Genomic DNA, 19,682 nt, shown 5'->3' on the forward strand with positions numbered 1-19,682 from the left:
CTTAAATTATTTAACGACAGACATTACTCCATTATATATGCGTAAGTGGGAAGACCTATTATCTTTTTCAGCAGTCTTACTTTTCTTTATTTTTATAAATATTCATGCTGATAAGTTATTTTTTAGAATAGATCTTACAGAAGAGAAAAGGTTTAGTATAAATCCGGCTACTGAACGTTTACTCGAAGAACTTCCATCTGAAGTAACTGTTGATGTCTATTTAGATGGTCCATTAAATGCAGAATTTGAGCATTTAAAATTAGCTATTCAAGAAACATTAGATGAATTTAAAGTGAGATCTAATGGGAAATTAGAGTATCGTTTTATTGATCCAAATGACTTTTCTGATCCTCGTCAGAAACAACAATTTCAACGTTCTATAATTGAGAAGGGAATTCCTCAAACTACTTTGTTTGATGTGTCAGCTAATGGAGAACAAACACAAAGATTGATATTTCCTGGTGCTTTAATTTCTTATAAAGGAAAGCAAAAAGGTGTATTATTACTTAAAGGAAATAAAGCAAAGTCTGCACAAGAACAAATAAACCAATCAATTGAAGGTGTAGAGTATGAATTAGCTAGCGTAATTCAAGATATGGTGCAATCTAAATCAAAGAGACTAGCAATTGTACAAGGTCATGATGAATTAGCACCTCAAGAAATTGTTGAGTTTTCTAAGGCTGCAAATAATAAATATTTAGTTTCATGGGTAGAAGATTTGTCACTTCTAAAAAACTTTGATGCGATATTAGTTGCTCAACCCAAAAAGAAATTTAGCAACAGAGATAAATATCATATTGATCAATATTTAATTGAAGGAGGTAATGCTTTGTTTTTAATGGATAAAGTGCAAATGAATACCGATTCCATTCCATTAGGGGGGACTTATGCCTTTGGTTATGACTTGAATATTGATGATTTTCTGTTTAGAATAGGCATACGTTCAAACATAAATTTAATTCAAGATCAACAAGCGGGTTTATTGGAATTAGTAACTGGAAACTTTGGAGATAAAGCAAATATCAAAAAACTACCTTGGCCATATTATATCTACTTAAATTCATTTTCAGAACATCCTATCGTTCGTAATATGGATGTTGTATATGGTAAGTTTGTAAGCTCACTTGATACAATTAAGTCTCCCGGAATGGAGAAAACTCCTTTGTTGTTTACATCAAATTATTCAAGAATTAGAAAAATGCCAAACCTTGTTTCTTTAGACGAAATCAAGGAGGTAAATAAAAAAGAGTTATTTAATTCTCCTCATCTTGCTGTAGCTTATTTGTTAGAAGGCAAATTTAAATCTTTATATGCAAATAGATTTCCACCTAAAGGGATAAATCCTTCAACACAAATTAAATCTTCAACAGAAAAATCAAAAATTATTGTTGTAGGGGATGGTGATATCATTAAGAATAGTATTAACCCATTAAATGGGCAAATTGAATCAATAGAATTTGATAGGTTTAGAGGGCAATCATTATCTAATTTAGAATTTATAATGAACTCTTTAGATTACTTAATGGATGATGAAGGTTTAATAATGGCTAGAAATAAAAAAGTAACCCTAAGACCATTAGATTCATTTAAAATTAGAGAAGAAAAATCGTTATGGCAATGGCTTAATGTGGGTTTGCCTGTGCTTTTAACAATGTTACTTGGTAGCTTATTTATTTATATGAGGAAAAAGAGATTTGAAAGGTAGATTATATACCCAAACAATTATCTTTTTTATAAAAAATAGAAGTTAAAGACGAGTCACAAACAGAAGGAGCTAAACCATAAAAATCTAATCTTTTATAACCATTTTCTGTTAGAAGATTATATCCTTCGTTATATTTTATTCTGTCAGAGTTGTCCCAAATGATCACTCCATTTGGTGAAATTTTATTCAAGGTGTTTTTACAACATTCAACTCGATTCCTACCATCAATTATAATTAGATCAAATTGTAACGAATGGTTATTAATTTCTTGAGAATAGCCATTGTCAATTTCTTTGTATATAAAAGTCACATTAGAATTGAATTGATTTTTTATTTTATTGAACCAATCTTTATTATGCTCTAAAGAATAAATTTTATTTACTCTTTTTTGAAACCATAAAGTTGAATTTCCACTTCCAAATTCAAACACATTAAGATTAGATAATTTTCGTGTTGATAGAAAATGAATACAGCTATACGTAAACCATGGTATTGGTTCTTTTTTATTATTAATTACTGAAAACGATTTTAAACTTTTCGTCCAACCTAATTTATATAAATAACCTTTATTGATTAAGTAATTTAAATGAAGTAGATAATTGAAAAAGGGAACTTTTAAGAGTAAAGATTGAACTAATTTCATTTCAAGTGTATTATGTAGTGTATATCAATCTAACTAAATTACTATTTAAAAACAAATGCCTAAAACTGAAATAAAAAGCCTCTAGTCAATAATTGTACTTACTTTTTATAGTTGTTTTATTATCATTTTAACTACAATGTATCAACTTTAAAAATGCGATTAAGGATGTAAAAATACAGCTTAATTAAAAATCTTTTATACCCTTTTACATTTACATATCTGTAAAATTTCTCGAAGTATTTATCTCCTAATAAGGTGTCTTTTGATAGATTTTTATCTATTGTAATGGTATCAGTTTGTTTGGTTAAGTAGGGGTTCCAAAATAATAATCCACTATTTACACCACTGCCATCCATTCCAATATTTTGAACTAAAGAAAGTGAAGGGTTTAAGCATAGTCCATTATTAATTAAAATTGTGGCTAGCCATTTAATTGCCCAAGTACTAATCTTACCATCAATATTATTTTGGAGTTGTTCTAAACCAATAAAAGAACCGTTGAGGTCTATTTTGGATAATAAATCTTTTTCTTCAATTTCTTTAAATAATTGCTTTGAATCTGAGGTGAATTTATTCCAGGAACTTTCCCAAGTTGCCCATCCCCAGCACGACATATGGGATGAGAAAAAAGTACTGTTTGTAAATTTATTTTTCTGAAATGGAGACTTAGGCAAGTAAGCGTTAACATGCATAACACTAGGATCGTCTTTATACACTTGAAGTGCATCATTCATGTAGGCTAAAAAACCAGAGGTTACAATAATATCATCTTCTAAAATAATAGCTGAACCGTGTTTTTTTATTACTTTACTTACTCCTTGAACAATAGATTTGGCTAAACCTAAATTCTGACTTTGTACTACAACAGTGGTATCTTTTGTCCAATTGTCTTCATTGTGAATAATATCGACAATTCTCTTATGTTCATTCCTATCTACTTCTGATGCATTCTCTTTTAACCCATCACAAAATAAATACAGAGGAGATTCATTAAATAATGTATTTTTTTTTAATGCCTCAAGTACTTTTTGAGTATGTGTTGATCTATTGTATGAAAAAACAATTATTGGAGCAGTATTCATTATTACTATTTATCAGAATGGACTAATTAATTAGATTTAGGACCTCTTGTAATTGTTTTAAATCTATAAAAACATTGGTGTCGTAGGTATTTTCAGAATTACCTTTTGTAAGTTGATAATAATAATTTATATCAAGTTCTGAAGCTAAAGAAAAATAGCAATTATTTTTACTGTCTGTGTGATTTCTAAATTCTAGAACATTTCCTCCTTTACGCATAAATAACATATTTGTAAGGCCAGCACCGTGAAGTCCAATCAAAGTTTTTGCTTCGTGCATAATTTGAATTTGTTTTTCTAGAGAGTAATCTTCAAAATAGTGTATTTCAATATCGTTCTTTAGTAAAACTTCTTGTACTTCAATTTCATTAATTATTTTTCTTCTGGGTGCTTTTTCTCTACTAATAAATATATGTCTATCTGGTTTTTTACTATGATCTAAATTAGTAGTGAAGAGGTCTCTTACCTTTTCAATAATGTGTTTATTATAATTTCCAGTATGTGCCGTATGGCTAGTTACCATTAAATCTTCAACTTTGTTATTAATTGTAGAATCATAAAAAATAGCTTTTTGATTTATTATGGCTAAAGACTCTTCTACAAAAGAAAATTTACGCAAAGAATTGGGTAATAATATAGGGTAGGAGTCGTCCACTTCATTGGCAACAATTAATCTTGGAAGAACATCTGTAAACCAATGGAAATAACCATAACTCCAATTATCAATGCACCAAACTCCTTTAGAAATTGTATTTGATTTCTTTAAAAAGAATAAGTTTTTTAGCATCTTCTTTTTTAAAGAAATTTTATTGATTTGACAGTAGGGTTGATACTTTTTAAATGAATTGTTGCTAACAATAAGATCTAAAAATATGGTCGCATTTTTTACATATACAATATGAGAAGCCTTAACTGTTACAGTATTGGCATCTTTAAAAAGTAAATCGTCAGATTTTTTTAAATTTTTTGCTTGCTTACGTGTACTGTTGTACTCTTTATACCTAACAATCAAAGTATATATTTTTTTATAAAATGAACTAAGAAAAATGATCTAAATTGTATTTTACCAACTATTCTTGTGTCCTTAAAAAGGAAATTAATTAAGAAGTTTACAAAACACAAAGTAACAACAGAAGCCATTGCAGCCCCATTTGCTCCAAATTTAGGAATCAATAAAGCATTCATTCCAATATTAATAAAAATAGATGCAAAACTAGTAATAGTAATAATTTTCTTTTTATTTAAAAGTATCAGGTAATTTCCTTTCATACCTCCGTTGTACAAGAATATCATTCCTATAATTAATATTTTTAAGTTATCTGCAGCTCCTGCATAAGAGGCACCGTATAGTATTTCAATTACAAAATCACTAAGTAGTATAGTTGCAATTACTCCTATATAAGACAAACCAGATAGCATTGAACAGATGCGTTCGTAAGACTTATTTAAATCTTTAATTCCTTTATTAAATTGTTTTGTAAGTTCAGGGAAAAGTGAACTAGCCATAATAGTATAGATTGCAATAGCAATATCATTTAGTTTTACAGCTCTAGTATAAACACCAACGGCAGTTTCATCAATCATTCTATCAATCATAATTTGATCTATCTTACTATAAATGATAAACGCTAAACTTGATAACAGAAGAGGTAAAAAGGTAGTCCAATAGTCTTTAAAAACTGTTTTGGAAAACTTGAATTCTAAATCGGGATATTTTCTAATAAAGATGATAGACAGGATCAGAAATCCAAATATAAAATCAATTAAATAGGTGGCTACAAAATACTCCAATGATAGACTTTCTGTAATACATATTATTTTTAATAAAGATGATATTATAAAGCCAATTCCTTTTGCTATTACAGTATATTTTGAAAGTAAATCTGCTTGTAATTTAAAGGTCAGAATGTCAAAAACTTGCACAAGAATACTAGATGAGATCATCCAACCTACAATAATACGCTCTTGAGACCCATCTGCTATATATTGTAAAACAGCACCACTAGCTAGAAAGGCTATTAAAGCAGTTATAGATCTAATAGAAAAAAGAACGGATAAATTAGAATTTGTAGTATCTCTGTCACTATTTACAAAGTTTCTAATAGCTAATCTGTCTAATCCAAAACTAGAAAATATTAAAAATAAAGAAGCTACAGAAACAGAAATATCCCATATACCCATTTTGGTAGGTCCAAGGTATCTACTTACCCAAGCATTAATTAGTAACCCGCCAACCATTCTGAGGATTCTATCTAAAACTAGCCAATTAATATTTTGTAAAATAGACTTAACTCCGTCTTTTTTATACCAATTAATGAATGTTTGTTTTATACTCACTGTTATTTTTTACCTACAAGATATTGAAGAACAAATTTAGTAAAACCGTTAAGATAAAAATTTAAATCAACTGATATTTTATGATAATTATAGTATTGATAGAAAGAATGATCTATATAAAAGTTAATACAAATTAAATGGAATGCTTTTTTATAAGGTAAATACGGTTTATACTCCTTAATTTTTAAAAGATTGGGAATTGTAACCATATTTGTGGAATCTTAAGACAAATCCGTTTATTAATAATGAAAATTGTTCACGTAAGTACATATCCAAAAGGAGGAGCTGCCAATGCTGCCACTCGCTTACATGAGGGTCTGTTATCTTTAGGTGTAGAATCAAAAGTTCTTTGTAGGAATCAAACTGCAGATGATATAAATGAAAACTATGCTGTTAATCCATCAATATGGTTTAGAAGAATATCAACTTTGATTAAAAATTTAAAGATTCTTCCAAATGTATATATTAAGGATGATAATTGTGAGAATTTTTCATTTCCAATAAGTTCTTATCGCTTAGAAGATGACCCATTTGTTCAGGAAGCAGATGTTGTTGTTCTACATTGGGTAGGTGATTTTTTAGATTACGGCTCTTTCTTTAAGAATTTTAAAAAACCAGTGTATTGGTTTCTACATGATATGAACCCTTTCATGGGTGGTTTTCATTATTTTGAAGACTCTCAGATTTATAGAAAGTATGCTTCACTAGAAAAGAAGTTTCTGAAAATTAAATCAGATGCTTATAAGCTGAAAGATAATATAAGTGTAATTGCTCCATCAAAATGGTTAATGAATGCCTCTAAGGAAAGCGATCTTTTGGGAAGGTTTAAACACTTTCATTTACAATATGGTATAAATCCAAGCCAATTACCATTAATTGATAGGTCTGAAGCAAGAGAGCATTTTAAATTACCAAAGGATAAGAAAACCTTATTATTTGTAAGTGAAAAAGTATCTAACAGACGGAAAGGAGCTCAATTATTAATAGATGCTTTAAAGAAAGTAGATTTTAAAGAAGATGTTTCTATACTTATAGTAGGTAATTACGATAAAAATATTTTTCAAAGTAAAAATATATATCCCGTTGGCGTATTAAAAACACCACAAGAAATGGCACTAGCTTATTCTGCTGCAGATCTTTTTGTACTTTCTAGCCGAGAAGACAACTTACCTAATGTAATGTTAGAAAGTATGTTTTGCGGTACACCGGTAATGTCTTTTGCTGTTGGGGGGATGAAAGATGTAATAAATAGCAAAAATGGTATATTAATAGATAGTATTAATGTAGATGAATTGGCTACTTCTTTAGCATCTTGGAGTAGTGATACTAATGAATTTAATAGAGAAAATATTCGATCTTACGCTATTAAACAGTTTGATCAGATAACGCAAGCCAAGAAATTCAAACAAATTTTAGAAAATAAAGCAATAGAAGAAAAGTTATTCTAGAACATATGAACAACAAATTTTTAACAAAGTATAGCTGGGTATTTGTAATACCAGTTTTTCTCATTCTTAGTGTTATATATTTTAACCCTTCATTTTTTGAAGGGAAATCATTACGTCAGAGTGATTTAATCCACTTTCAAGGGATGTCTCATGCATCTCAAGTAGAAGCAGAAAAAACAGGAGAGTCTCCTTTATGGAATACTGCAATGTTTTCTGGAATGCCAGAGTTACTCTTTTCAAGCTTAAAAGGTGATCCCACTCACGTATTGTTTGCAAGTTCAATGCTAGGTCTTCAGAGTACATATGAGAGTGCAATGACTGTATTTTTATTAATGTCCTGTTTATGGATTGCATTAATGTGTTTTAGAGTAAACCCATGGGTAGGAATGTTTATTTCTGCAGCTTTTGCAATGAATACCTTTTATATAACCTCTCTAGAAGCCGGTCACATGACAAAATTGTGGGCAATAGGTTACGGAGCAATCGTGTTAGGTGGTATGAAACTACTTTTTGATAAAAAGTGGTTAGTTGGTGTAGCATTGATAGCTGCAAGTGTTACTTTAGAACTTAGAGCTACGCACTATCAAATTACTTATTATTTGATTTTTGTGTGTATTATATATGGCCTCACTGAGCTGTTTTTCTATTACAAAAATGGCGAACTTAATATCTTTTTAACTAGAGTTATACCTTTAGGAATTTTAGCGGCAGGGTTGGGTGCTTCTACCCAATTATGGAAAGTCTGGACAACTAAAGAGTATTCAGAATATTCTATTAGAGGAAAAAAGGAGTTAACACCTCTTCCAGGTCAGGAATCTAACCATACCGAAGAAGGTTTGGATAAAGATTATGCTTTTAGTTGGAGTGAAGGGAAAATGGAATCTTTAACTTTGATTGCTCCTAACTTTTATGGAGGAAGTAGTCAAGAAAATATTTCTAAAGATGGTCCTATGGCTGCACAATTAGAAAAAGCAGCAGGTAAGCAACAAGCTCAATCTATAATTAATAACCCAAATTTTAAATTGCCACTTTATTTTGGTGAACAACCCTTTACAGGTGGACCAATATATCAAGGAGCAATTTTATCATTCTTATTTATATTAGCCCTTTTTATTTTAGATAAAAGGGAAAGAAATTGGTTGATTGGAGGAGTATTGATTACTGCTATGTTTGCATGGGGTAAACATTTACAATGGTTTAACTATTCATTATTCGATATTCTACCGGGTATGAATAAGTTCAGAACCCCTGCAATGTCTTTAGGTGTTACTTGTATAGTAATGGCAATGGGTGCAGCATTAGGTTTTGATAAAATTATTAAAGATGGTTGGAACGAGAAAACTCAAAAAGCAGCATTAAATGCAGCAGGTGTTACTGTTGGTTTGTTGGCTATTATGTGGATTGGAGCCGGTTTTATAGATGTAAGTGGGCCTCGTGATGCTCAAATATTTCAGCAAATGTTTGGTATAAAAGATCCAAATATTATTCGTCAATTTACGAATGCATTAGATGCCGAAAGAGTTGCAATGATGAGAGGTGATGTTGGTAGATCTATTTTCTTTGTTTTAGTAGCAATTGCTGTTCTATTTGCTTACTCAAAGAAGAAGTTATCTATGGCGTTAACTGTGTTAATTGTAGGCTTTTTGACATTAGGAGATGTTTGGGGTGTTGCAAAAAGATATATTAATGATGCTTCTTTTCAAAAAACGAATAATAAAGAAGTTCATGTTCCAACGGCTGCTGATCAAAGAATTTTAAGAGATAAAGATCCTAACTACCGTGTGCTTAATTTGACTACTAATGTTTTTAATGAAGCAAATACATCATATTTCCATAAATCTATTGGAGGGTATTTTGCTGCAAAATTAAGACGTTACCAAGATTTAATTGAGCGAGAATTACCTAGAGAAATGCAAACATTAGGTGAGGCTATTCAGAAGGGAGATACTTTAGCAATTAAAGCAACACCTGCTTTAAATATGCTTAATATGAAGTATACAATTTTAGGAACTGATGCTAATGCAATTTATCAGAACCCTAACGCGTTAGGGCACGCTTGGTTTGTTGATAAAGTGTTAAAGGTATCATCTCCAGATGAAGAGATTGAAGCTCTTCCTGCAATTGATCCTAGTATTCAGGCAATTGTAGATACAAATAAATTTCCAAATGCTAATATTTCAACATCTAAATCAATTGGTGATAAAATTGAGCTTGTAAATTTTCATCAAAGAAGAATAAAATATAAGTCTCAATCTGCTAAAGGTGGGTTTGGTGTATTTTCTGAAGTATATTATCCTGCAGGTTGGGTTGCAAGAATTGATGGTGAGCCCGTAGATATTATTTGTGCCAATTATGTATTAAGAGGATTACATATTCCAGCAGGAACACATGAGATTACTTTTGATTTTGATCCAGATTCTTATGTTATTGGTGGTACAATTTCTAAAATCTCTGGCTACATCACTTTATTATTATTGGTTGTAGCAATGGGTTTTACGGCTTATAACTATAAGAAAAAATAAAATTAGTAGTCGCTAATTATAACTAAAAAGGCACTCATTATTTTTAAAATAATGAGTGCCTTTTGTTATTTAATCCAAGCTTGGAAAAAATCAATATCGATATCTTTCTTAAACCCTAAGCTACTAAGAATATCCTCACATTCATTTACTTCATCAGCTGTTAGAATATTTTCAAATGGATGGACTTCTAATAATACTTTATCTAAACCTCCAATAAATTTTTTAAAATCTCTAAGAATAAAAAGTTCACCACCTTCAATATCCATAACTAGAGTATTAAATTTAAGGTTGTATTTATCTTGAATTTGAGAAGGTGTAATACCGTCAACCAAAACTTTTTCATTTGTTTCTACATTTGCACTTCCGAGCACAATTGATGATCCAATATTAAATTCTAATTGTTCTTGGTTGCTAACGGCTTTATTGACTATTTCAAATTTACAATTGTTCCTTTCTTTATTGACTATTAAATGTTGAATTAACTTAGGATTGGCTTCAACAGTAACTTGTTTCGTTTTATCTTCTAATTGATTATTAATTATACAAGATATAACACCAATGCAACCTCCTAATTCTAAAACAGTATCTGATTTATTTAGGTATTTTGGAATATATAAACGCTCTTGTTTTTCGTACCAACCCAATGTAAAAGCACCTCTAAAAAAGCTAGTGGTCATTTTTTTTGGTATTGTATATATATTCCCATTTGTTTTGTATTCTTTTTGAATGAAATCGAAAAAATAACCGGCTAACCATTGCTTGACTAAAAGATAATATTTTAACATGTAAGTGGTAATTATATTCTGTAAGTTGAAAAAATTCTTTATAAATGCTAGAAATGAATTTAAAGATAATAAGTAATGAGAATTTTTAATCATCATTTTTATTATTTCAGTAGTTTTACATTTGATTATTCTCAGTAGAAATCATTTTAAGATATATTATTTGTGATGCAACCAAAAGTAGCAGTGATAGGTGGAGGAGCAGCAGGTTATTTCGCGGCAATAAAAGCAGCAGAAAATAAAGCGGAAGTACACCTTTTAGAAAAAACATCTAAGGTTTTAGGTAAAGTGAAAATTTCTGGAGGTGGTAGGTGTAATGTAACCAATGCTACATTTAACACGGTACAGTTATCCAAAAATTATCCAAGAGGCGAGAAGTTTTTAAAAAAGGCATTTAATATATTTAATGCAGAGCATACATTAGAATGGTTTGGAAAAAGAGGGGTTAAAATAAAAGAAGAGCCAGATAAAAGAATGTTTCCAGAATCAAATGATTCCCAAACCATTATTGATTGCCTCCAGAAGGAAGCTTTTAAAAATCATGTAAACTTAAGACTCAGTAGTACTGTTACAAAACTAATTACTAAGCCAGATAATAAAGTAGGTTTAGTAATTAATGGTAATGAAGAAGTATTTGATAGTGTAATTATTTGTACTGGAGGACAACCAAAAATTGATGGATTAAAGTGGTTGGCAGATTTAGGACATAAAATAGAAAAACCAGTACCATCATTATTTACATTTAAAATACAGGATAAAAAACTTACTTCTTTAATGGGACTATCAGTTCCAGATGCTAAAGTTAGAGTTATTGGCGAAAAAAAATTACAAGAAACTGGACCGCTTTTAGTTACTCATTGGGGTATTAGCGGACCTGTAGTATTAAGAACCTCAGCTTGGGGAGCAAGAGTACTTTCAGATAAAAACTATCATTTTTCAATTTTGATATCTTGGTTTAATAAATACTCAGATCAAGATTTAAGAACTTTTATTCAAGAGCAAAAAGAAAAATTAAGAAAGAAACAAATTAAGAATAATAATCCTTTTGCATTGCCACAAAGGCTTTGGGATTATTGTTTAGATAAAGTAGGTATTCCAGAATCAAAATTATGGTTAGATCTCAGTAAAAAGGAATTAAATAAAATAGTTGAAATGCTTTTAGCTGATGAATATGAAGTAAAAGGTACAACTAAATTTAAAGAAGAATTTGTTACGTGTGGAGGGGTGAGTTTAACTGATATAGATGTAAAAACTATGCAAAGTAAGCATATCAAAAATTTATATTTCGCAGGGGAATTAATGGATATAGACGGAATTACTGGTGGTTTTAATTTCCAAGCAGCATGGACTACTGGATTTATTTCAGGTTTTTCAGCTTCTAGAATATTGGAATAGTACAATTTAAATGTAATTTTATATTTATCTTATTAAATTCTTTAGGTGTTCAAAATTTAACAGAAAAAGTAGTTTGTTAAATTTTGAACACCTTGTTTTTTAGTTAAACATCAATTTTAGTGATGTTTGTGAATGATTTTTAATTATCTTCATAACAATAAACATCTTTTGGAAAGTTGGATTCTTTTGATAGAACTTTGAAATGTACCTAAAAGGGTATAACTAAAAAGTACAAACAATCAATATGAATCAATTTTTATTATCCTTATCTATAATACTATTTTCGTTTACTTATTCACTTGCTACAGAAATAACTGTAACAGGACAAGTTGTAGATAATTACGGAGATGCTTTACCCGGAGTAGTTATTTATGAAGAAGGTAACACTAATCATGGTACCTCAACTAATTTTGAAGGTTACTTTTCTTTTAAAATTGAAGAAGGAAAAACATTAGTTGCTAGGGCAGTTGGTTTTAAAGAGCAATCTTTTATTGCGACCAATAAACTAGATCTAAAAATATCTTTAGAAGAAGATGCTACAGAATTAGAAGCCATCGAAATTGTAGGTTCTCGAAGTCAAAATAGAACAGTAACAGAAACTCCTGTAGCCATAGATGTAATCAACCTAGATGATGTTACTGCAGCAACTGGTCAGTTAGATATGAATCAATTGTTACAATATGTTGCCCCATCTTTTAATGCAAACAGACAAACAGGTGCAGATGGAGCAGACCATGTAGATCCAGCAACTTTAAGGGGATTAGGTCCTGATCAAACTCTTGTTTTAATAAATGGAAAAAGAAGACATCAATCTTCACTTGTTAATATATACGGGACAAGAGGAAGGGGCAATACAGGTACAGATTTAAATGCAATCCCGATGGCTGCAATTGAAAGAATTGAAATCTTAAGAGATGGAGCTTCTGCACAATATGGTTCTGATGCAATTGCAGGTGTTATTAATATTGTTACTAAGAAAAATGATGATGGTATTAGTGTTAATATGGGTACCGGAATAACTTCTGAAGGTGATGGTGCAACGGCAAATGTGGATGTGAATTATGGAGCTAAACTAGGAGATAAAGGTGGTTTTCTTAATTTAACAGGGCAATATCAACATAGAGGAAGAACGAATAGAGCACCAGCAGAGGGAGAGGAAACGTTTAGAACTGAAGTTGGAGATGCATTGGCTGATAGTTATGGAGCATTTTTAAATGCGGGTGTTCCTTTGTCTGAAAATACCGAAATTTATGCTTTTGGCGGCTATAACTTTAGGCATGGTGAGTCTTATGCATGGACTAGGTTTGCAGATGATGACAGGAATGTACCTGAAATATATCCAAATGGATATAACCCAAATATTATTTCCGATATCACAGATTATTCTGTAAGTAGTGGTATAAAATCTATGTATAAAGGATGGAAACTTGATTTAAATAATACTTATGGTTATAACGGTTTTGATTATTCTGTAAATAACACAGTGAATGTATCAATGGGAGCTAATTCTCCAACTAGCTTTTATGCAGGTCGTCATTATTTATCACAAAATGTAACAGGGTTAGATGCTTCTAAATATTATGATGGTATTTTAGAAGGGTTTAATGTTGCTGTTGGAGCTGAATTTAGAATTGATCAATATGGTATTGGAGCTGGCGAAGAAGCTTCTTATAAAAATTACTCTGATGGTAGTTTAGATGGAGGTGCTCAAGGTTTTCCAGGTTTTATGCCAGAAAATGAGGTGAACGCAAACAGAACCAATGCTGCTTTATACTTAGATTTAGAAGCAGATATAACAAAAAAATGGATGATGGCTGTTGCCGTTAGATATGAGAATTATAGTGATTTTGGAAGTACTTTCAACGGTAAAATTGCGTCTAGGTATGAAGTGTCAAAAGCCCTTGCATTTAGAGGGTCTGTCAGTACTGGATTTAGAGCACCTTCTTTAGCTCAAATTCATTACAATACAAAATTTACAGATTTTGCAGGGGGTGTTGGTATTGATAAAGTTATTGCACCAAATGATAGTGAATTAGCGAAAACTTTAGGTATTCCAGAATTAACTCAAGAAAAGGCGTTCAATGCTAGCTTAGGTTTTACCTTAAATCCCACCGATGGACTTTCTTTAACTGTGGATGGTTATTATGTTGCTATAGATGATCGTATTGTGTTAACTGGAGCTTTTACTGAAGATGACCCAGATGTTGGTGATGAACTTAAAGCAATGGGAGTAGGCGCTGCTCAGTTTTTTACTAATGCAATTGATACCAAAACAATGGGAGTAGATGTAGTTATTGCTTATACGCATCATATTGATTTACACACAATAACTACTTCATTAGCGGGTAATTTTAATCATATGGAACTAGGTGAAATTCATACAAGTGATAAATTACAAGGTAAAGAAGATATTTATTTTGGAGAGCGTGAACAGATGTTTTTACTAGCATCTGCACCTAAGAGTAAATTTAATTTCTCTGTAAACCATTCGTATAAAAAACTATCAACAATGGTTAGATTGAATAGGTTTTCTGAAGTAGAATTAATGAATTGGGATGAAGAAATAGATTATTATTCTGCAAGAATTACTACAGACATTGCAGTTACATATGGCTTTACTAAAAATATTAATTGGACCTTAGGTGGAAATAATATATTTAATATTTATCCATCAAAACAAGATCCTTTAGCAACTGAATCTGGTGGATATTATGACGCTGTTCAAATGGGTTTTAATGGAGCTTATTTCTATACAAAACTTGGTTTTAATTTCTAATTTTAAAGAGAAACCTCCTCAAGTTATCAAAATTTGAGGAGGTTTATTTTTTATTTCTCTATTGTAAAATACAATAATTTATCTTGAAAATCGGTGTTGTTCCCTTTATTAGTAGTTAACCAAGATTGAAATTCTTCTGGATTAATAGTTTTTATTCCTCCTTGGCCAGTTTCTAGAATAGGCTTTGTAAACGGGGTAGGACTATAAATCACATATAACCTGTTAAATAATTTATCTTTGCCCATTGTAGAAAGTTGAAGTTCATCAACTTGTCTACTTGATAAGTTATCAAAATCAGAAGCTTTTTGAGGATCAAAAAGTATGTATTCTTTATCACTCATAATTTTTAAAGCATCTCCTTGGTCACCTTTAAGTGATGAATAAGGAAATAATCTATAAACGACACCTTCTTCTCTCATAAAAACACTAACATATCCATCTTTAGGGGATTTGAAAGAAACATAAAGGCTTTGTCCTTCTTTAAAGTTATTCGTTTCACAATTTCCTAATTGATTACAACTTAGTGTAGCTGCTTCAATCTTTATGTTTGGAGTTGTAATCTCTCTACCTTTTCCACTTACAGCACATTTTAGATACACTGTTTGCTCACCATCAATAGTTTCTATAAACCATTCATAAGATAGACTTGTTGTTTTTATCCATTCTCCTTTAACAGTAGAGGTATTTAAAGACATCAAATCTGTAGAAGAGTTATTGACTTGTAAATCTGTACTTGATGATAAATTTGTTCCAAATTGATCTGCCAATGCTTGTATCTGTGCCTTTCTTAATAATTGTTCTTTAAAACTACCAACAGTATAACTATCCAACAATGGTTCTGTAATTGTTGAGCTTACTTTTTTAGTTTTCTGACCAAAAACTAATGAAGGAAATATAATTAAAAACAAAAAGAGTATATTTTTATACATGTTGATTATTACTAATTTAGATTTTCAAACTTTCAATTGTGAATTTAAAAGTAATTCTAATTATATTGAACTTTTAAACTGACATTTTTTATCATAACAAATATCTATGAAAAGTAAACTTTTTTATACCATAGCATTAATGTGCTCTTTACTACTTTTTAACTTATCCGCACAAAGTCAGACTAAAAAAGAGAAAAAAGCAACTTTAAAGCAATTAAAGACAAAAGCAGTTAAAGATGCTAAGAAGCAAGCTAAGACTTTATCTAAACAAGGTTATACAGAAATTCCTGGTGACTTACCAATGGCAATGCAGTTAGAAAATTCGTATTATGCTAGGTTAGCTCAAGATGATATGGGAAACCCTAAATTTTTTGTAGTTTTCCAAGAATCTAAAGGAGAGTCTTTTGCAGCAGCAAAGCAATCAGCATATCAATTATGTTTGAATGAATTAGCTACTCAAATTGGTTCTGAAATTATTGGTAGAATTAAGACAAACCTTTCTAATTCTGAAAGCCTAAATGATTCGGGATCTGTAAATGAAGTAATTGGTTCTTACCAAAACAATGTTTCTGCTCGTTTAGGTAGAACAACACCAATTGTTCTACTTAAAAAAGTTGATGGAGGAATGACTTACATAACAATGTCTGTAAAATACCCTATTTCTGAAGCAGAAAGAATTGTAAAAGAAGATTTGCGAAAAGAGTTAGCTAAAAAATCAGATCTCCAACAAGATGAGATTGATGGTTTATTAGATATCAGATAATTTATAAGTCTGTAATTCTTAAAAAGGTATCACATAATTGAAATGTGATACCTTTTTTTATGAACAAAATCAGTATACTATTGTAGTTTTTGTTCTTCCCACTCCGAACGGAGAATGCCATAACTTAGAGAATCAAAATATTTGCCTTTCACAATTCTAGCATTTCTAAATTGAGCCTCTTTTTTCATCCCTAACTTTTTTGAAAGTTTCATCATCCCTTCATTACCAGACCATGTTGTTAACCCAAGTCTAACTAATTCAGGTTTTTCAGCAAAAAGTAAATCAATCCAAAGATATAGCGCCTGGTAACCAATGCCTTTAAACCAAAAATCTGGGTTGAAAACAACTATTCCAATTTCCATCCAATTAGTTTCCTCAGACCTCCATCTCCAGGTAACTTCACCAATAAGTTTATTTGCTTCATTGGTAATTATTCTTTTTTGTGGAAGTGGATTTATATCGGTTTTAAAATCAGTTTTTAATTGTTGGATAAAGCTTTCTATTTCATCAACAGATTTCTTTTTGTAATACGGAGCATTTAAATTTTGATAGGTGTGATGAGGAAGCAACCACAGCTTATATTCATCTAGGTCATTTAGGGTTAATGTTCTTAGTTTAATCATTTTTATTAGTAACTAGGTTTATTAAAACTACATTCTTATAGTTTTACTTGGTTCTTTATTTAATTTTTAATGGTTTGTTATTTGACAATTAGTAAGACTGTTCTGACAGTAAATAATTAAAAATTATCTATTGAAAGGGTATTTCAGTTTAAAACTATTGAATAATAAGCCAACCACAACTAATAAACCACCAATAACCTGAGCAGGAACGATTTCATCGCCCAATAAAAAAGAAGCTGATGTACCAAATACTGGTACTAAATTCATAAATAAAGCACTAGTTTCAGCTCCAATTTCTTTGATTGATATAAACCAAAAAGCTCCACAAATAGCTGTAGATAGTGCACCCATAAAGAAAATAGCTAATAAATATTCTTTAGTTGTAGGAAAAATAAATTGTTCTGTAAAAAGACTTACGGAAATAAAGCATATACATGCCACAACAGTTACTAGTGTTGTTAACCATAGCGGGCTTATTCCTGTTAAATATTTTTTTATAAAAACATTACCAAAAGAAAAACTGATGTTTGCAGCTAAAATATATAAATCTCCTTTAGAGAAGGTAAGGTTTTGTATAGTTGCAATATCTCCTTTGGTTATAACCATAAGTATACCCGTAAAGCCAAAGCAAATACCAATTATTTGTTTAGGTTTCAATTTTGTCTTTAACATTGGTATAGATATTAAAGCAGTATTAAGAGGGGTAAGGCCAATAATTAAAACACCATTAAATGCAGAGGTGAACTTTAAGCCTTCTAAAAAGAGAATATTATATAGAAACGCTCCCACAATACCTAAGAAGACAATTTCTTTCCATTTAGAAATACTTTTTTGAATTTGTTCTTTCGAAGGTTTTTTGAACAAAATTATGGCAATCAAAAATAAGGCTCCTAATGTATATCTGTAGGTACCTGTTAGCATAGAAGAGGTATAACTTAATGCAATTTGAGAGACATGGAAGTTTGTTCCCCATATAAAAGTTGTAAAAATGAGGAATAAATAATATTTGTTTTTTGTTGGCATTTGCTTGTTAATAGAAGTTTAGACTTGTAAAGATGCAATTTTTAGCATGATATTCGTATAAGTAATTTTATTATTAAGATATATTCCTAACAATTACCAAATATTAAAACACAATTAATTCGATGTGCCTAGTTAATTTATGTACTAAATTATTTTTTGTGCAATTGCTCATTCTATCTTTTACCCCTTCAATATTTTCACAATCGTACAGAAGTATTGATGTAATAAATGGTTTAGATGTCAAGGATAATAATGAAATAGAATCCAATGCATATGCACTTTTAATTGGAACTGATAAGTACCAATATTTTGATGATTTAAAAAATCCCGTTTATGATACAGAAGGTGTAGCAGAGGTGCTAAAAAATGAGTATGATTTTAAGGTGGAAATTCTCAAAAACCCTTCTAAAACTGCAATATTAAATAAACTAAGAGCCTACAAAGATAAATTGAAAAAGTACGATAGATTTATTCTTTATATTGCCGGGCATGGTACTTACGAGCATAGGTATTTTAATGAAGGTTTTTTAGTTACTAGTTTTACTAGAAATGAACGAAGAGACCCAAATTATGAGTCCTATTTACCTTTTTATACCGTAAAGCAGCTTACTGACAACTTTAAATCTAGACAAGTAATGCTGGTAGTAGATGTTTGTTTTGGAGGTGCTTTTAATGATAAAATTGCCAAAGGGAGATCAGTTTATTCTAAGAATAGCCACTTGTCAGCGCCTCAATTTTTACAGAATCAATTAAAGGAAAGAAATAGGTTTGTTTTAAGTTCTAGTAGATTAAATCCTGTTGCAGATGGTGTAAAAGGAAAGCATTCTCCTTTTGCCCAAAAGTTTATCCATTCTCTAAAAATAAATGCAGAGGATAGTATTGTAACTGCAAACGATTTATCAAGTGAGTTGAAGACATTAAGTTCACGGCCAATTTTAGGTCACTTTGGGAATTATATAGGTAGTAGTGACTTTGTGTTTAAAGCAAAATCAGAAAAAATCTCATCTGAAATTTTAGTAAGTAATGCAGTTAAAGGATACGTTGATTATTTGAGAGGATTACCAGAATTTAGACTTAGACAAAATAAGTTACTATCTCCAGAGTTAAATCAAGTTGTACTTCAATTACAAGAAGCTTCACAAATGGGGAATGCAGAAGCATCTTTTTGGTTATCTTTATTAGGAAAAAGAAAACACGGTTTAGAACTTTCAGAAAGTGAGATTAATGTATATGCAGACGATGCAATTACAAAATTTACAACAGAATTAGAAAATGGTATTGATATCCATATTGGGTATTTAGCTGCTATCCAGACAGAAAATATAAAGAAATTCACAAATAAATCGAAAATTCAAGATTGGTATACTACAGCCACAAATAAGAATTTATTTATGTGTAATTTATTTGCAGGTAACTATTCCAAATCAATTGGTAACTTTAAGTACGCCTATAAATTTTATGAGCAAGGAGCAGAACAAGGTAACTCCTTTTGTCAGTTTGAGTTAGCCAACTTAAAATATAACAATAAAGCATCAATCGAAAATTTGGGTTATCAAACAGATGATTATAAATTTTGGCTTCAAAAGGCAAGTGATAACGGTTTACAGCGAGCAAAAGAAATACTTTTTCGCTCAACTGTAAACAAATAAATAATCAG

Annotated in this window: 15 protein-coding genes; 7 read left to right on the forward strand and 8 right to left on the reverse strand. The window is 30.4% G+C overall.

The genetic code is table 11. The features are described from left to right. Nucleotides 1-37 precede the first annotated feature (37 nt). A complete protein-coding gene (gldG, locus tag KM029_RS02205; protein ID WP_144075155.1) occupies nucleotides 38-1,705 on the forward strand; it encodes a gliding motility-associated ABC transporter substrate-binding protein GldG in 1,668 nt (555 codons plus the stop codon). Between the two features lies 1 nt (nucleotide 1,706). Here the strand turns inward: gldG and KM029_RS02210 are convergent, their stop codons facing one another. The 4 genes from KM029_RS02210 to KM029_RS02225 all read right to left on the reverse strand — a co-directional run bounded on the left by KM029_RS02210 (nucleotide 1,707) and on the right by KM029_RS02225 (nucleotide 5,764). Next, nucleotides 1,707-2,348, reverse strand: a complete 642-nt coding sequence (locus tag KM029_RS02210) for a class I SAM-dependent methyltransferase (protein WP_144075156.1) — start codon at nucleotides 2,346-2,348, stop codon at nucleotides 1,707-1,709. A gap of 131 nt (nucleotides 2,349-2,479) precedes the next feature. Beyond that, nucleotides 2,480-3,430, reverse strand: coding sequence for a glycosyltransferase family protein (locus KM029_RS02215; RefSeq protein ID WP_144075157.1), 951 nt, complete (start codon nucleotides 3,428-3,430; stop codon nucleotides 2,480-2,482). Between the two features lie 22 nt (nucleotides 3,431-3,452). Beyond that, a complete protein-coding gene (locus tag KM029_RS02220) occupies nucleotides 3,453-4,439 on the reverse strand; it encodes a glycosyltransferase family 61 protein (RefSeq protein WP_144075158.1) in 987 nt (328 codons plus the stop codon). Then, entirely contained in the window at nucleotides 4,436-5,764 is a 1,329-nt protein-coding gene (locus tag KM029_RS02225) for a flippase (RefSeq protein ID WP_144075159.1), read from the reverse strand. The genes KM029_RS02220 and KM029_RS02225 overlap by 4 nt, the downstream gene beginning before the upstream one ends. A 245-nt stretch (nucleotides 5,765-6,009) precedes the next feature. Between KM029_RS02225 and KM029_RS02230 the strand changes: the two genes are divergently transcribed. Together KM029_RS02230 and KM029_RS02235 are read left to right on the forward strand one after the other, a co-directional pair. Beyond that, on the forward strand, nucleotides 6,010-7,212 hold the full coding sequence (locus tag KM029_RS02230; protein WP_144075160.1) for a glycosyltransferase: 1,203 nt from the start codon (nucleotides 6,010-6,012) through the stop codon (nucleotides 7,210-7,212). A 5-nt stretch (nucleotides 7,213-7,217) separates the two neighbouring features. Next, the gene (locus KM029_RS02235) at nucleotides 7,218-9,734 is read left to right on the forward strand and encodes a glycosyltransferase family protein (RefSeq protein ID WP_144075161.1); all 2,517 of its coding nucleotides are present in this window, start codon (nucleotides 7,218-7,220) and stop codon (nucleotides 9,732-9,734) included. A gap of 65 nt (nucleotides 9,735-9,799) precedes the next feature. Here the strand turns inward: KM029_RS02235 and KM029_RS02240 are convergent, their stop codons facing one another. Further along, complete coding sequence (locus KM029_RS02240) at nucleotides 9,800-10,411, reverse strand: FkbM family methyltransferase (protein ID WP_158631133.1); 612 nt, start codon at nucleotides 10,409-10,411, stop codon at nucleotides 9,800-9,802. A gap of 273 nt (nucleotides 10,412-10,684) precedes the next feature. Here KM029_RS02240 and KM029_RS02245 point away from each other — a divergent pair, with 273 nt between their 5' ends. Then, nucleotides 10,685-11,911, forward strand: coding sequence for a BaiN/RdsA family NAD(P)/FAD-dependent oxidoreductase (locus KM029_RS02245; protein ID WP_144075163.1), 1,227 nt, complete (start codon nucleotides 10,685-10,687; stop codon nucleotides 11,909-11,911). Between the two features lie 244 nt (nucleotides 11,912-12,155). Next, the gene (locus KM029_RS02250; protein ID WP_144075164.1) at nucleotides 12,156-14,687 is read left to right on the forward strand and encodes a TonB-dependent receptor; all 2,532 of its coding nucleotides are present in this window, start codon (nucleotides 12,156-12,158) and stop codon (nucleotides 14,685-14,687) included. Nucleotides 14,688-14,737: 50 nt separating this feature from the next. On the opposite strand, the gene KM029_RS02255 is transcribed toward KM029_RS02250, so the two are convergent. After that, nucleotides 14,738-15,616: a DUF4384 domain-containing protein gene (locus KM029_RS02255; protein ID WP_144075165.1), complete on the reverse strand. Its 879-nt coding sequence runs from the start codon at nucleotides 15,614-15,616 to the stop codon at nucleotides 14,738-14,740. A 106-nt stretch (nucleotides 15,617-15,722) separates the two neighbouring features. On the opposite strand from KM029_RS02255, the gene KM029_RS02260 reads away from it, so the two are divergent. Beyond that, the gene (locus tag KM029_RS02260; protein ID WP_144075166.1) at nucleotides 15,723-16,379 is read left to right on the forward strand and encodes a hypothetical protein; all 657 of its coding nucleotides are present in this window, start codon (nucleotides 15,723-15,725) and stop codon (nucleotides 16,377-16,379) included. Nucleotides 16,380-16,456: 77 nt separating this feature from the next. On the opposite strand, the gene KM029_RS02265 is transcribed toward KM029_RS02260, so the two are convergent. Together KM029_RS02265 and KM029_RS02270 are read right to left on the reverse strand one after the other, a co-directional pair. Continuing rightward, a complete protein-coding gene (locus KM029_RS02265) occupies nucleotides 16,457-17,002 on the reverse strand; it encodes a GNAT family N-acetyltransferase (RefSeq protein WP_144075167.1) in 546 nt (181 codons plus the stop codon). Between the two features lie 123 nt (nucleotides 17,003-17,125). Then, the gene (locus KM029_RS02270; RefSeq protein WP_144075168.1) at nucleotides 17,126-18,025 is read right to left on the reverse strand and encodes a DMT family transporter; all 900 of its coding nucleotides are present in this window, start codon (nucleotides 18,023-18,025) and stop codon (nucleotides 17,126-17,128) included. Between the two features lie 158 nt (nucleotides 18,026-18,183). Between KM029_RS02270 and KM029_RS02275 the strand changes: the two genes are divergently transcribed. After that, the gene (locus tag KM029_RS02275) at nucleotides 18,184-19,674 is read left to right on the forward strand and encodes a caspase family protein (RefSeq protein ID WP_158631134.1); all 1,491 of its coding nucleotides are present in this window, start codon (nucleotides 18,184-18,186) and stop codon (nucleotides 19,672-19,674) included. Nucleotides 19,675-19,682 lie beyond the last annotated feature (8 nt).

Source organism: Flammeovirga kamogawensis (assembly GCF_018736065.1).
In the GTDB taxonomy this organism is placed as follows: Bacteria; Bacteroidota; Bacteroidia; order Cytophagales; family Flammeovirgaceae; genus Flammeovirga; species Flammeovirga kamogawensis.

Bases quoted from the DNA above. Each gene is read 5' to 3' on its own strand.
- KM029_RS02255 (WP_144075165.1), bottom strand. From the start codon at position 15,616: ATGTATAAAAATATACTCTTTTTGTTTTTAATTATATTTCCTTCATTA.
- KM029_RS02215 (WP_144075157.1), bottom strand. From the start codon at position 3,430: ATGAATACTGCTCCAATAATTGTTTTTTCATACAATAGATCAACACAT.
- gldG (WP_144075155.1), top strand. From the start codon at position 38: ATGCGTAAGTGGGAAGACCTATTATCTTTTTCAGCAGTCTTACTTTTC.
- KM029_RS02250 (WP_144075164.1), top strand. From the start codon at position 12,156: ATGAATCAATTTTTATTATCCTTATCTATAATACTATTTTCGTTTACT.
- KM029_RS02210 (WP_144075156.1), bottom strand. From the start codon at position 2,348: ATGAAATTAGTTCAATCTTTACTCTTAAAAGTTCCCTTTTTCAATTAT.
- KM029_RS02245 (WP_144075163.1), top strand. From the start codon at position 10,685: ATGCAACCAAAAGTAGCAGTGATAGGTGGAGGAGCAGCAGGTTATTTC.
- KM029_RS02260 (WP_144075166.1), top strand. From the start codon at position 15,723: ATGAAAAGTAAACTTTTTTATACCATAGCATTAATGTGCTCTTTACTA.
- KM029_RS02235 (WP_144075161.1), top strand. From the start codon at position 7,218: ATGAACAACAAATTTTTAACAAAGTATAGCTGGGTATTTGTAATACCA.
- KM029_RS02240 (WP_158631133.1), bottom strand. From the start codon at position 10,411: ATGACCACTAGCTTTTTTAGAGGTGCTTTTACATTGGGTTGGTACGAA.
- KM029_RS02230 (WP_144075160.1), top strand. From the start codon at position 6,010: ATGAAAATTGTTCACGTAAGTACATATCCAAAAGGAGGAGCTGCCAAT.
- KM029_RS02270 (WP_144075168.1), bottom strand. From the start codon at position 18,025: ATGCCAACAAAAAACAAATATTATTTATTCCTCATTTTTACAACTTTT.
- KM029_RS02265 (WP_144075167.1), bottom strand. From the start codon at position 17,002: ATGATTAAACTAAGAACATTAACCCTAAATGACCTAGATGAATATAAG.